At 53.4% G+C, this 14,010-nt stretch carries 11 protein-coding genes; 7 read left to right on the top strand and 4 right to left on the bottom strand.

Going from position 1 to position 14,010, the window contains the following annotated elements:
- Nucleotides 1-83: 83 nt before the first annotated feature.
- The 3 genes from BUA44_RS06505 to BUA44_RS06495 all read right to left on the bottom strand — a co-directional run bounded on the left by BUA44_RS06505 (nt 84) and on the right by BUA44_RS06495 (nt 7,420).
- Nucleotides 84-1,574, bottom strand: coding sequence for a glycosyl hydrolase family 8 (locus BUA44_RS06505; protein ID WP_072809968.1), 1,491 nt, complete (start codon nt 1,572-1,574; stop codon nt 84-86).
- Nucleotides 1,575-1,716: 142 nt separating this feature from the next.
- A complete protein-coding gene (locus BUA44_RS06500; RefSeq protein ID WP_072809965.1) occupies nt 1,717-4,578 on the bottom strand; it encodes a TIGR02171 family lipoprotein in 2,862 nt (953 codons plus the stop codon).
- 67 nt (nt 4,579-4,645) lie between these two features.
- The gene (locus BUA44_RS06495; RefSeq protein WP_072809962.1) at nt 4,646-7,420 is read right to left on the bottom strand and encodes a TIGR02171 family lipoprotein; all 2,775 of its coding nucleotides are present in this window, start codon (nt 7,418-7,420) and stop codon (nt 4,646-4,648) included.
- A 90-nt stretch (nt 7,421-7,510) separates the two neighbouring features.
- Between BUA44_RS06495 and BUA44_RS06490 the strand changes: the two genes are divergently transcribed.
- From BUA44_RS06490 to BUA44_RS06470, 5 genes are read left to right on the top strand one after another with little or no spacing between them, the layout of a single operon-like run.
- Entirely contained in the window at nt 7,511-7,702 is a 192-nt protein-coding gene (locus BUA44_RS06490) for a TM2 domain-containing protein (RefSeq protein WP_072809959.1), read from the top strand.
- Between the two features lie 55 nt (nt 7,703-7,757).
- On the top strand, nt 7,758-8,429 hold the full coding sequence (locus tag BUA44_RS06485; protein WP_072809956.1) for a non-canonical purine NTP pyrophosphatase: 672 nt from the start codon (nt 7,758-7,760) through the stop codon (nt 8,427-8,429).
- Between the two features lie 44 nt (nt 8,430-8,473).
- Nucleotides 8,474-9,439 carry a tRNA-dihydrouridine synthase family protein gene (locus BUA44_RS06480; RefSeq protein WP_072809954.1) on the top strand — a complete coding sequence of 322 codons (966 nt, stop codon included), beginning with the start codon at nt 8,474-8,476 and terminating at the stop codon, nt 9,437-9,439.
- The gene (locus BUA44_RS06475) at nt 9,436-10,380 is read left to right on the top strand and encodes a radical SAM/SPASM domain-containing protein (protein ID WP_072809951.1); all 945 of its coding nucleotides are present in this window, start codon (nt 9,436-9,438) and stop codon (nt 10,378-10,380) included. Before BUA44_RS06480 ends, BUA44_RS06475 begins: the two co-directional genes overlap by 4 nt.
- 45 nt (nt 10,381-10,425) lie before the next feature.
- Complete coding sequence (locus tag BUA44_RS06470; protein WP_072809949.1) at nt 10,426-11,307, top strand: arginase family protein; 882 nt, start codon at nt 10,426-10,428, stop codon at nt 11,305-11,307.
- Here BUA44_RS06470 and BUA44_RS06465 read toward each other — a convergent pair.
- The gene (locus BUA44_RS06465) at nt 11,300-11,854 is read right to left on the bottom strand and encodes a ribonuclease domain-containing protein (RefSeq protein WP_072809947.1); all 555 of its coding nucleotides are present in this window, start codon (nt 11,852-11,854) and stop codon (nt 11,300-11,302) included. The two genes, BUA44_RS06470 and BUA44_RS06465, sit on opposite strands and share 8 nt — an antisense overlap.
- 148 nt (nt 11,855-12,002) lie before the next feature.
- On the opposite strand from BUA44_RS06465, the gene hisC reads away from it, so the two are divergent.
- On the top strand, nt 12,003-13,112 hold the full coding sequence (gene hisC / locus BUA44_RS06460) for a histidinol-phosphate transaminase (protein WP_072809944.1): 1,110 nt from the start codon (nt 12,003-12,005) through the stop codon (nt 13,110-13,112).
- 92 nt (nt 13,113-13,204) lie between these two features.
- Entirely contained in the window at nt 13,205-14,005 is an 801-nt protein-coding gene (locus BUA44_RS06455; protein ID WP_072809942.1) for a pseudouridine synthase, read from the top strand.
- Nucleotides 14,006-14,010: the final 5 nt, after the last annotated feature.

Raw genomic sequence — 14,010 nt, 5'->3', positions numbered from 1 at the left:
CCTAAAAATACGAAAAAAAAAGCGCCCGCCTTTACGGCAAGCGCATTTTTTCTTTGGAATCGGCAAAATTCCTAAGCAAGTATCTACTCCAGGCGGATTTTTTTCATGTGCGAGCCACCCGCAGTCTGAACGCGCAGCACATATATGCCCGCGGGGATTCCCTTGAGGCTCATCTCCATACTGCCAGAAACATTCCCGTTCCAGAGAGTCTTTACCGCGGTTCCCGTCACGCTGAACATATCCACACGCACGTGGCCCACAGCATTCACATGCAGTGCGCGGCCCTGCTGCGACATTCCTACCGCCGAGGGCAAGCTTGCCTCAGGAACAGCGACACTCCCGTCGGAACTGGAACTCAAATCCACGTTCATCTCGCTCGAACTAGAAGACAGCGGAGGTTCAGCGCTCGAGGAACTCTGCGGCGGCGGATTCGAGCCCGCCGTCATGAGGTTAGGCATGTTGCCCGAAACCAGGAGGCCGTTCAAGAGCTTGAGCGACTGGTTAAAGTAATTCTCGTCACCGAGCGCCACCGCTTCTTTCCAGTATTCGTCAAGTTTGGACTGGTACTTGGCATCCGAGATGAGAGCCGTCATCAAGGATGTCACGAACGTACTGTTGTGATCATTGCCGAGACTGCCGGAAGAACGAAGTACAGGCCCCTTCATGTTCGATGCGGGAACAGTCGACACGAACTCAGCCATCTTCTTGTCTATTGCAAGAGCACGCTGGTCGCCATGCCAGCAGACAGCCTTCGCGTTACGCCACGGGGCGCGCGATGCATCGTAGCTGTAGTAATCGTCTTCACTCTTGCCGTTCTTGTCAGTCCAGTCGTCCACAAGGCCCGTATTCACTTCGCCCGAACTCGCCTCGTAAAGCTTCATGTTGGCGTCGTAGGCGGTCTTGCTCCAGAACTCGGCGTTTTCCGTATCAACGGCGGCGAAAAGCGGCATGTAGGCCGGGTCGAAGTAACCCGGGTTCTTGCGGTTTAAGGCGGCATCGCCCCACTTGTCACCAGGCATATGCAAGCCGTTGCTTTCGAATTCGGACTTTTTCATGGCCTGGATGAGTTTCTTGGCGTCTTCCTTGTACTTCTCGTCGCCAAACTGGTAGTATGCCATCACCAAGGCTGCTGCGGCATCGATATCGCCATCCAGAGCGGCACCGTTGCCCGCATCCCACGATTCCGAAAGATTACCGATTTTCCAAATCATGAGTCCGTTTTCGTTCTGGAACTTCTTGTAGAAATTCCAGATCTTGTCGAACTGGCTCTGGTAACTCGTAGTATTGTCACTGAAATAGACCATCAGGAGCATGCCGTAGCCGACACCTTCCGAAAAATACTGGTTGGACCCAGGATCAGAACGCACACCGGCGATATCGCCCTGTTCGTTGTACATGTCCCTCATCCAGGCAGCGAACTGCTTTTTCAGCTGTTCCGAGGCGGCAGCCTTGTCGCTCAAAAGAGTCGCGTTTCCGCCATAATCCGACATCTGCGGATACGGGAAGTTCACCGCCGCCTGCGAAAGTCCAAAAGCCATAAGGCCCGCGAGGCCCATTTTTACCAAACATTTCATAAACACTCCTTGTCGTTACGCGACTTATCTAAATTACAAGTTCTCGCCTTTTTTTGCAACCTATTTTTTTGTGATTCTGTCAAAATAAAGGGCAAAATGTGATTTTGTTCAACCAAAAAACTTTCCTCCGGAACTTCGCGAATCACTTTTTCGCATCAAGTTCCGCCCGAAGCGAGTCCAGTTTTGTCAGAACCGAATCTAACCGAGCCGTATACTGCCTTGCACCGAGTTCGCTCAGGTGCGTCGCATTGAACGCCATGTCATCAGTATAGTCGTGTTCGCCCATCCTGTATTCGTCAAACACGATAAACCCGCTTTCCTTGAACATCGATATGATGGATTCCGCAACGGCCCAGCGCGGGCCAAAGTAGTCGTAGGCTTCCGTTTCCCGGTACATCGGGCTTCGCGGGGTAATGTTGACAAAGAACTTTATCCCAAGAGTTTCCATATTCTTCTTGAGGCCCTTGAACGTTTCAAAATCCACCTTGAAATGCGAATTCGTCGTGTACATCCACGCGATATCATCGATGTACGTCGGTTCCTTCCAGCCAGCCGAGGGCAACAGGTATGTTCCCTCGATATACGACGACGAGAACATGTCCTTCGTGAATTCCTGTTCAGTAGCACTCTTGACTATGGCATCGAACTGCGCGTCCAGATGCTTTTCGTCGTAGGCAAACCCGGGGGAATTGTCGTAGAGGTCTTCCCACATGTCCTCTTCCAGATGGAAAAGGAACCCGGGAGTCAATTCCATCGACACAACCTTCAACGAGGATGCGTACGGGAGCACATAGTTCTTCAGCAGGTAAATCGCCCCAAATACATCGCCCAGCGTGTAAGACATATTGAGCGTCTTGTAGGTTTTCACCGAATCGTCGATAAGCGCATTCAGCGTCATGGAACTGCCGAATGCCACGTACTCGACATCCTTGTACACCGACCAGAACTTAGACATCTTGCTTGCGAGTTCTACCGCGGAGGTCGCATACTCGTAGCCCCCTTCCGGGTCATAGTAGACGCCAGCGCTATCCGCCGAAACGGAATTTCTCTCCGCATCAGAACTCCCGTACACCCACATATTCGGATGCCAGAGTTCCATTCCCGAGGCAACCTCGAGCAAAGCAGAATCGGCAAGATTAAGGAGTGCAATCTTGGAATGAGCCCCTTCCCCGTTCACGAGCGTCACGACCGCCACGTCAGAGGAAAGCTTCGGCGAATTGTCCGAGCGGGCCACCCATTCTGCATGGTCAAAACTGGTCCCGGCCGGAGCGGGGATTCCCCGAACGAGCGTTCCCGTACTGTCTACGACAAGGAGCATCTCGTGCGTACCGTAATCAGTGCCCGCAAATTCCTTGCCCGTCTTCCCGCCAAAATCAAGGAACAGGGTGCGCTTGGAATTGTCCCGCGAAAGGCTTGCATTGCAGGCCTGTTCCCCACCGTACCAAACCGTATCGAGCGCTTTCTCCGCATCCGCCGAGCCCGAAGGCACAACCCGCGCACGCAAAAGCCTCGCCCCGGTAACGGCCAGCCGCCCGTCCTTACTCACGCCATCGTGGTAAGCGCCGTCAAAAAGTTTCTGTGGTGTGCCGAACCTATTGTTCGCAAACTTGACCTGCCACGTACTCTGCGACTTAAACGATGCATCATCCTTGTTGTTGCCCGCACTGGTCACGTAGACAATTACCGTGTCCCCGTTCTCGAGAACACGCCAACGCGGGATTGCCGCAGATTCCGCGTTCAACTTCACGAGATTAGAACCCGACGGATTCAGGTGACGCACATACACCTGCGACTTCCCGTCAATTCCTTCGAGCCCCGTACAGAACGCGACAAGTTTCCCGTTCGGGGAAATTTCCGGATGATAAACCGTCAGCGTATCCCGGATTTCAACCGCAGACGTGCCTCCTATAGCAAAATCGACGTAGGTCAGGTTTCCGGTAAGGTCGTTGCGGAAGGCCAGTTTCGCCTTGCTCGTGCCCAAAACCGTACCGAGCGTAGAAGCCTTCGTGAGCACATTCACGCGGCTGCTGGTAAGGGAACCGTCTCCATTCACCCACAGCGCATCGGGAATCTTTCCGTACGCAACGCGAAAGCCCACGTAATCGGCCCGGGAACTGCCGGTAACCGTATAGATATCCCCGCGGTTATATATCTTCATGCCCTTCGGCTTGTCGTTGTAACTGCCACCCTTCACCACCTTTTCGCCAATCGAACCGCCATCGGAACCCCCGACATAGTTGACCACCACAGAATCCACGAACGCGCCCATCCAGTCGTTCACCCATTCAAGCGCATTGCCTGCCATATCGCAAAAGGCGCTGTCCCGCGCAGCGGAATCCAGTTCGGATACTTCGTCCGCCGTACAAACCACATGCAGTCCGTGCCCAGAATTTTCAGCATTCCAGCCCTTTTCGGGATTCCACCTCCTGCTTGCCACGAGCACCCATTCCGCCTCGGTCGGCAGCCTGTATGCATCCAGTTCCGGATGGAACACGAGTCCTTCAAGACCGGTGCAATTGCCTTCTTCATTGAATGTCGCCGACTTGTAGGTATAGGCTGTATCGTACTTTTCGAACTTGCTTCTTGCGTTCACATACAACACGGCATCGTAATACGTGACGTTTGTTACCGGATAGTTCAGCGAATCCAGCGTGAACTTTCTTTTCTGGTTCCACTTGGCAGGCACTTCCACCGAATCCATCATCATCTTGTATTCGCGACGGGTAATCTCGGCTTGCCCCATATAGAAATCATAGGTCAGTTCGACCTTCATGGAGGGGCGCTCCTTCGCCGGAGCAAGCGTATCGTTCGTGCCTAAAGCAATACGGCCTTCACCGGGCTTTACAATGCGCATCCCGGAGAATTTTTTTGAAGTTGCACTCTGTTGCGGGCGGGTGATGCTATCCGCCCCATGGCTACGCCCCGAAGAATCACAAGAGCACAGGATAGCGAGAAGGCTACCCAGCACAAAAAGCACAATCTTGTGACCCAGGGAAAAAGTCATGAACGGCGAACACTCCTAGATACAGTCAAACCAACAGAAAGAATATAGCAACATTCCGCAAGGGTTCTCAATGCAGCAAGGTTTTCCAGTGGTTTTCAATCAACCAGGTCGCCTTTGTCGCACCAACTAGATTCAGGTGGTCTTCGTTCGCGAAATCCCCATATTCAAAATCGTGCAATCCATTTTCGTGCAAGTCAACAACGATAAAGTTCGGGAATTCACTATACAAGCCAATTACAATATCCTTGATTTCATCGGCAGAGCTTTCATCTAGCCCGTAACGTCCCCAGGCACCCTTCTCGCGGTAACGTGGCGACTGCGGGAAAACCACGCCAACGACAACCACCCCCTTCTCCTTCGCTATGTCAAGAACCGTCTTCAGTAACCCCAGGTTGTATTCAAATTTCTTCTTTGACTTTTTGTACCAATCTATAGACCCCTCCATGGAAGGGGTGTCCTCGCCCCACCCCGTTGTTGTCGAAAAGTAAAGCCCCCGATGAAAGCTGTACAGGAACGCTTCCGAGGAATCCAGCGCCGGGCTGTTTTCCGCAATTTGAGCCATCTCAGGAGGAACTCCATCAGCCCAGAAACCATGGTTCTTATCATACTGGTATCCGGGAATGGCCGAAAAATACTTCTGGAAATCCCTGCCATCGGTATCCCAGCGGTCAAAATCCAGCGAAAGCACAATCATTTTTAGTTTAGGCATCAAGGGAACAATGTAATTGCGGACAAAGTATTCCGTCGAAGTCAGGTTCTGCGATGAATAAGAAAGGTTTATGGCAAACAACGACGAAAAACTCCTCGGATCAAAACCGCTAAACGAGCGAGACGATCCGATAGCGACCGCTTCTGCCATTTCACGGTATTTCCAGAAGAGATCCATTTTAACCTTCATTATCCGCGCCCTAGACCCCGCATAAGACGTAAGGTAGACGCAGGCACTATCCAAATCCAGTTCCGACTCGGCAACGGCCTTCGGCTCTGGCCTTGCCCACAGGCTGGGGTGCCAGAGATCATCACCGCCAAGCAGGTTCACAAAGGAGGAATCGGACGTATCCAGCAGAGAAATCTTCGAATGACTCCCCTCCGAATTCATCAGGCTCGTCACCACGAAACCAGAGTTATCCGCAGCCCATTCCGTATGGTCAAAGGTGTAGCCCCGTGGTGCAGGGATCCCCTGAACAAGATTCCCCGCCTTATCCGACACAAGGAGCATTCCGTGTACGCCATAGTTGGCCGACGTAAAATCTCGGCCCGTCTTGCCACCGAAATCCAGAAACAGCGATCGGTCCGTTCCGTCTTTCGAAAGGCTCACATTGCAGACCTGCTCCCCATTATACCACGTTTCTTCCTGCACGCTATCCGATGGCGATCCACCCGCCTTTCGAACACGGAAAAGCCGGGCTCCAGTCACCGCAAGCGAATTGTCTTCGCTTATGCCGCCGTGATAGGTGCCGTCAAAGAGCTTTTCGGGTATACCGAACCTACCTCTCGAAAATTTCACCTGCCATGTACTCGCCGCCTTAAATACCGCGGTATCCCTATTGTTAGCCGCACTGGTCACGTAGACAATAACCGTATCACCATTATCAAGGACCTTCCAACGGGGGATTGCCGCCGACTCGACATCAAGCCGGGCAAGATCCGATCCCGCAGCGTCCAGTCTACGTACATAGACGGACGATTGCCCAGAAACACCCTCTATTCCCGTACAAAAGGCAACCCATTTACCATCAGGCGACAGCTCCGGATGGTACGCTTCCAGCGTATCCTTGATTTCCACGACCGCAAGCGGAATCGCTCCATAATCCACGTAGGCCAACTTCTTGCTGGTGATATCCCGAAACACGAGCTTGACATGACGCGTGCCCATCTTCTCCTGAACCGTTTGTGCCTTCGCCTGCAACGAATAGGTCGATTTTGCCACCGGGGTACCACCCGAAAGCCACGTCGGTGCGGGAATAGCGCCATACGCCAAGCGGAATCCGACATGGGTGGCTTTTGTCGAAGACGTTACCGTATAGACATCGCCACGGCTATAAATCCTCATCGATGATGCCGCGTTGTGGAAACTGCCTCCCTTGAGAACCCGTTCCCCCATCGTTCCGCCATCATTTGCACCTACAAAATTCGACACCTCGCCATCGGTAAATGCGCCCTTCCAATCATTTACCCATTCCATCACGTTACCCGCCATATCGCAAATAGCCGAACCTTCGCCTGCATTCCTTTCCGTACATACCTCGTGCAGGGAGTTTCCAGACCTTTCCAAATTCCAGCACTTCTCCGGATTCCAGTGGGACCGCGCTACGATAGTCCATTCCGCCTCGGTCGGCAATCGGTAACCGTTCACCTCGGGATGAAACGCAATATTCCCAAGACCGGAACAATTTCCATCACCATCCAATACAACTTCGTCGTAGGTGTACACCGCATCAAGGCGGTCGCCCTTGCTTTTCGCATTTGCATATAGCACGGCATCGAAAAACGTAACCTGCGATATCGGGTAATTTCCCGAATCAGGAGTCATGTCCTTCATCCAGCCATCCGGAGCCCTTCCAGAAACAACTTCTGAATAGTACTCCGACCGGGTCACCTCATGAGACGAAATTGAAAAATCATAGTCAAAGGTGACCTTCATGGCGGGGTGCACATCGGGCGGGGCCTTTTCGTTTTCCGTTCCTAGCGTAACGTTTCTACCGAAACTCCGCACCAGCACCATCCCGCCCCTATCGGAAGTTTCCTCCTCGACAGGCAGGAAAAACGTTTCGCTATTAGAACAGCAGACAAGGCAGAAAAAGACCGCCATCAAAAACACTGCCTGCAAACGTTTCTCCATACACGACAATATAAAAAAAACGGGTATTTCCCCGGCGAGCCAAGGGACGGGGCAACGCTTTTTTCTATCTTTCAAGAAAAAGGAACAACTATGCCCGCACAAGGTGAACACAACAAATGGATAGCCCTCGCCCTCTGCATTCTACTCGGTTACCTGGGCCTGCACCGCTTTTACGAAGGCAAAATCTGGACCGGCATTCTCTGGCTCTGCACCGCAGGCCTCTGCGGGGTGGGCGTCGTCGTTGACGCCATCCTCATCGTCATGAAGCCGGAACACTACTAACAGACGAAAGAACGGCCTTGCAGGCCTATAGACGAAAGACGAGAGATATTCGGGAATGAAGCACTTATTTGTTATTGCGACGGCGAGCGCCGGCAAGATTAGGGACTTTGCGCACATCCTCGGCACCGACCACTACGAATTCAAGACACTGAAGGACATCGGATTCGACGAAGAAATCGTGGAAGACGGGAACTCGTTTGCCGAGAATGCCATCATCAAGTCGAACACCACGGCTCGCTGGCTTGCAAAGCGCGGGATTGAAGCCACGGTACTTGCGGACGATTCCGGGCTCGAAGTTTTTGCATTGAACGGGGAACCGGGAATCTACAGCGCCCGCTACTGCGGTGACCACGGGAACGACGGCGCGAACAACGACAAACTGATGAAAAAGCTCGAAGGCATCGAAGACCGCAGGGCACGCTACTTCTGCGCACTCTCGTACCAGACCGTAAAGCGGGTTGACGCCCCAATCTTAAACGGCGCAACAATAAACGGCGCCGGGACTCGGGTCGGCGACTTCGTCGTGAGCGAACCGCAGATTTTCGAGGGTGAATGCCGCGGGCAAATCAACTTCGCTCCCGTAGGCGACATGGGCTTCGGTTACGACCCGCTATTCGTTCCCGACGGCGAAACCCGCACCTTCGCGCAGATGGAACTAGAAGAGAAGAAGGCCATCAGCCACCGCGGAAACGCCATCCGCGCCCTGAAAAAAGCGCTCGGGAAATAAAGGCCTCGCCACCTTTTCAAAACGTTCGCAAGAATTGTGCCATAATGAGAGTCTTATTCGCACCGTTACAAGGTTACACAACGGGCATCTACCGTAAAGCCCATGCAGAAATCTTTGGCGGAGTTGATGTATATTACGCGCCCTTCCTGCGCATAGAAAACGGGAAGCCGCGCGAAAAGGACTTGCGGGATTTGGAAGTTTCCAACCCGCAGCATTCCAACCCAGAAAAGCCGGCATGCGCAATTACCGTGCCGCAAATTATTGCGAACAGCGTAGATGAATTCAAGGTTCTCACCGAAGTCCTTTTGCAAAAAGGCTTCACCGAAATCGACTTCAACATGGGTTGCCCTTTCCCCATGCAGGTCAACCGCCATCGCGGTTCTGGTTTGCTAGGCGACACGCAAGCCATCCAAGCAATTATGGGCGAAATCGCGCGGCAGTCTGCAACAGAGACCGCTAGATTTTCCGTCAAGATGCGACTCGGGCAAAATTCCCCAGATGAGGCATTCGCGCTCCTCCCGATTTTAAACGATACTCCGCTCACGCAAATCACACTCCACCCGCGGCTCGGCAAACAGCAATACAAGGGCGCAATTGATATCAAGTCATTTGAGAAATTTTACAGCGAATGCCGCCATCCACTCGTCTACAACGGAGACATATCGAGCGTTTCGCAAATCTGCGAAATGGAACAACACTATCCTAAGCTCGCAGGCATAATGATCGGTCGCGGATTACTTGCGCAGCCAAGCCTCGCAGCGGAATACAAAGCAGGGAAAGCGAACATAACAGGAAAAGAATTTACAGACAAGCTTCTCCAAATGCACGAAATCATTTTCGAGTACGCTTGCAAAACATACCAAGGCGACAGCCAAATTCTTTCGCACATCAAGAGTTTTTGGGATTATCTGGAGCCCAGCCTCCCCAAAAAAGTCTTCAAGAAAATTCAGAAGGCCGGCAAACTGAGCGAATACCAAGAAGCAATTATTGAGATGAGGGCCCTCTCGTGAAAAGCGTTTATATCGAGATAACGGACGCCTGCAACTTGCGTTGCAGCTTTTGCCCCAGCAGTGATTGCAGGCACGAGGCCGGTTCGGGCGTATCGCACACGTTCATGCCGAGCGCACTCTTCAAGAAGTGTATCGCGGGAGCGGTAGAAGCGGGCATCGAGAACGTATATTTGCACGTTCTGGGCGAACCGACGCTACATCCCGGTTTTACTCTCTTCCTCAAGGATATAAAAGCCGCGGGCCTCACCGCGACGCTCACCACGAACGGCACGACCATCAGACGAGTCGCCCACCACATATTGAACTGCCCCGCCGTGCGCCAGGTAAACTTCTCGACGCACGCATATGCGGAACTCCCGCCAGATGACGCCCGCGAGCATCTCGTGGACGTTCTCGATTTCTGCAGAATCGCGCTTATCGCAAGGCCCGACATGTACATCAATCTGCGGCTCTGGAACATCGGCGCCGCAACCGCCGGAGACTGGAACGAGTCCGCGATTTCTCGCATAAACGAGACATTCAACACGCAGGTCGCTCCGGGGAATTTCTGCAGCAGGCACAAGAGTTTCCCCATCGCGGGCAGGCTCTACCTGCACGAAGATTCACGATTCGAGTGGCCCGCACGTCATATCAAAAGCGAAAGAAGCGAGTGTCATCCTGAGCAGAGCACCGACAGGTGCGACGTCGAAGGATCTACGAACAAACCGGTCGCAGGCACATGCCATGCCCTCGATACGCACGTAGCCATACTCCACGACGGGCGCGTCGTCGCCTGCTGTCTCGACTACAGCGGGCAAATCACCCTCGGGAACATCGTCGACCAGGGCCTCGCCGAAATTCTCGGCTCGCCCCTCGCCCGCAAACTGCGCGAAGGGTTCGAAAAGCACGAACTGCGCCACCCATTCTGCCAAAAATGCACGTTCTGCAAGCGGTTCAAGTAAGAAACATGCCACCAAAAAAATCCCCTTGTTTTGTATATTAGGGACATGCCGCGAACTAATCGCATCATCCAGGACTTTACCGGAGTCTACGCCGAGCAGCCCTTTATGCAGGGGCTGCGAAAAGACGCGGTTCAAAGTTCCGCAGGGCCGGACGCAAAAATCCGCTGGATAGACTGTTCCGACATTCCGGGCACGGACTGCTACTGTGACGACGAGGCCGTGACCGCCATCCGCAAGCAAATCGCCTCTGCTGGCATCACGGATGCGAGCGGCATTCACTTCTTTGACAACGGCAATTACCACTACATGAGTAAAATCTGGACCGACATGGTCCAGGAACCGTTTTCGCTTGTCGTTTTTGACCACCATCCCGACATGCAGGCCCCGAGATTCGGGAACATTCTCAGTTGCGGTGGCTGGGTCAAGAAGGTTCTAGACGAAAACCAGTTTATAAACAACGTTGTCATTATCGGGGTTGCCGACCACCTCGTAGACGAAATCCGCGCAGAACTTTCGCAGGCAGGTGATGCCGATATTTTAGACAAAGTAACTTGCATCAAAGAAAGCGAAGTACGTGAAACCGGCACACCCTCGTCATTCTCGCGAATGCGAGAATCTTTAAGATCCCCGACCGAGTCGGGGATGACAGAAGGCCGAATCTACATCTCCATCGACAAAGACGCCCTCTCCCCCACATACGCGGCCACAAACTGGGACCAGGGTTCGCTAGATATAGCGACACTCAAAGAAGTCATCGGAGGTCTCGCCACAAGCCACAAAATCATCGGCGTAGACATCTGCGGGGAACGCGCCCGTGACTTTGCAGGCGACGAGTACCACACCGTGCAAGAAGCGGACGCCCTGAACGACCGCATAAACCGCGAATTGTCGGAGTTTTTAACTTCCCTCGCGTCGTCCCCTACTTAATTTCCAATTTATAGAAAGTATCGTAGTGGTCTGACGTGTAGTAGATTACACAGTCCGGCTGGTACACGAGCCGCTTGGTTCCGCGATTTGCACCGGAATAGTCTACGTCGGCTTCGTGGTAAGAACCTTCGGGCAACGTTTCGTGAAAGTTCTCCGGATTCGAGGCTAAATTGTCAAAGTTGTCGCCGCCAATCATCACGCCGATTGTGGTCCACGGGTTAAAATTCCACTTATCAAAGGTGTTGCCCGTCTTGGACTCGTAAAGCTTTTTGCCTTCACTCTTGCCGACATAGTTCTCGGGCAACTTGTCAAACTTGCACAGGTATGCGGCCACGGAATCCCTGGTCGTGTACAGACCAGATTCCTCCACCGCTTCGTAGATGCTTTTTTCTGTTGCGCTAGATGATTCCGCTACGCTACTGGAAGAAACTTTTTCTACACTGGACGAAGATTCTTCTTCATCTTCTGCAGAAAGCGAAGTCGTGCACGCCGTGAAGAAAATCGCGACAAAACCGGCAAGAAAAAACTTGAAAAACGACTTGTTCATACCATCAATATAACTTTTTCAAATCGCATTTGCTATTTTTCTATGCAGAACATAACACCGGGACAAAATCCTTCGGCTCTCCGCTCAGGATGACACATCCCGTGACCAGCATTTCTAATAACTAACAACTAATAACTAAGAACTAAAAATGGATATTAACGAACTCGCACAACAGCACATCTTGAAGCAGCCCGTCTACGTGACCGGCAAACCCATCGCCTACACCGCCCGCGAATTCGGCCTCGACCCGAAAAACGTGGACAAGCTCGCGAGTAACGAGAACCCCGTGGGCCCGAGCCCGAAGGGCATGGAAGAGGCCCGCAAGGCACTCGAAGAAGTGAACCTCTACCCGGACGGCGGCAGCTACGACCTCATCGGAAAGATTGCAGAGTTCCGCGGCGTGAAGCGCGAACAGATTGCAGTGGGTAACGGCAGCAACGAGCTCCTGGACATGATCGCCCAGGTGTTCCTCGGGCCCGGCACCGAAGCCGTCATGGGCAAGCACAGCTTCGCCGTCTACAAGCTCGCCACCATGGCCATGAACGCGAAGATTATCGAAGTCGACATGCCGGCCCCGGCCTACAACTACGACCTCAAGGCCATGCGCGCCGCCGTGAACGAGAAGACCCGCATCGTGTTCCTCGCGAACCCGAACAACCCGACGGGCTCCGACCTCACCGCCAAGGAAATCATCGACTTCGCCGACAGCCTGCCCGAAACCTGCGTGCTCGTGATGGACGAAGCCTACACCGAATTCATCGAAGACACGCCGGAGCTCGTCCCGGATTTCAACAGCCGTATCGCCGAAGGCAGGAACATCATCTGCTGCCGTACGTTCAGCAAGATCTACGGTCTCGCGGGACTGCGCGTGGGCTACTGCATCACCCGCCCCGAAATCGTGAACCTCATCAACCGCGTGCGTGAACCGTTCAACGTGAACAGCATCGCCCAGGCTGCCGCCATCGGCGCCATCGACGACCAGGAATACGTGAACAAGGTCCGCGAGCTCAACAAGAAGGGCCTCGACCAGCTCAAGGCCGGTTTCAAGGAACTGGGCCTTCCCTATGTGGATAGCCACGCGAACTTCATCGCCGTCGGCGGTTTCAAGGACCCGATGGACGCATTCAAGTACCTGCAGATGAAGGGCACCATCATCCGTCCGCAGCCTGCGATGGGTGACGTGCTCCGCATTACCGTGGGCACCGAAGCGCAGAACGAAAAATGCCTCAAAAACATCAAGGCATACCTCGGGAAGTAAATCACTGGTTATGTCATTCCCGCGAAGGCGGGAATCTCCATTTCAAACCAACAAAGGGAGGTGCCCGCCCGGAGGCGGGCATGACAATTTAGATGAGTGCAAACCATCAAAATAACAGGATCAAACCTCACGGGGTTGCACGCGTTATTTCGAAGCGCGGGTTCTGTAGCCGTAGCGTCGCAGAAAACCTGGTCCGCGAGGGCCGGGTTTCTTTGCGTGGTAAAATCGTGCGCGATCCCGAAACGCCCACCTTCGAAAGTGATGAAATCCTTGTGGACGGCGCGCCCGTCACCGCAAGCGAGTTCGTGTATTTCGCAATGAACAAGCCCCGCGGAATCGTCACTACCGCAAGCGACGAGAAGGGCCGCAAGACCGTGATGGACTTGTTCCGCGAGCAATACTCCAAGATGTTCCCCGGCAGGCCCGTACCGCATATATCGCCGGTGGGCCGCCTCGACGCCGCGAGCGAAGGCCTGCTGCTTTTTACGAACGACACCAAGTGGGCCGACACACTGCTGAGTCAAACCTGCTGTCATTCTGGAGCCGCAGGCGATAGAATCCACAAGCAATCCCACTTGAAAATCTACTGCGTGCAGGTCAAAGGCCTCCCCACTGCCGAAGAGCTCGGACAAATGGAAGCGGGCTTCAATGTACCGCCCCGCGTCTTCGGCGAAAGCGAGGAGTTCATGCACGCGGAGCGCGCCGTTCTCCACAGCGAAGGCGAAAAGAACTGCTGGCTCGAAATTACGTTGTCCGAAGGCAAGAACCGCGAAATCCGCCGCATGCTCGCCCACCTGGGTTATGAAGTCATGCGGCTCATGCGCATCCAGTTCGACAAATACACACTGGGCAATTTAAAGCCAGGCGAAATCAGGGAAATCAAGCCCCGTTAAAACAG

The organism is Fibrobacter sp. UWR3 (genome assembly GCF_900143055.1).
Taxonomy (GTDB): domain Bacteria; phylum Fibrobacterota; class Fibrobacteria; order Fibrobacterales; family Fibrobacteraceae; genus Fibrobacter.
Note: the sequence above shows the minus strand (reverse complement) of the source record. Positions and strands in the feature narration are given on the sequence as shown.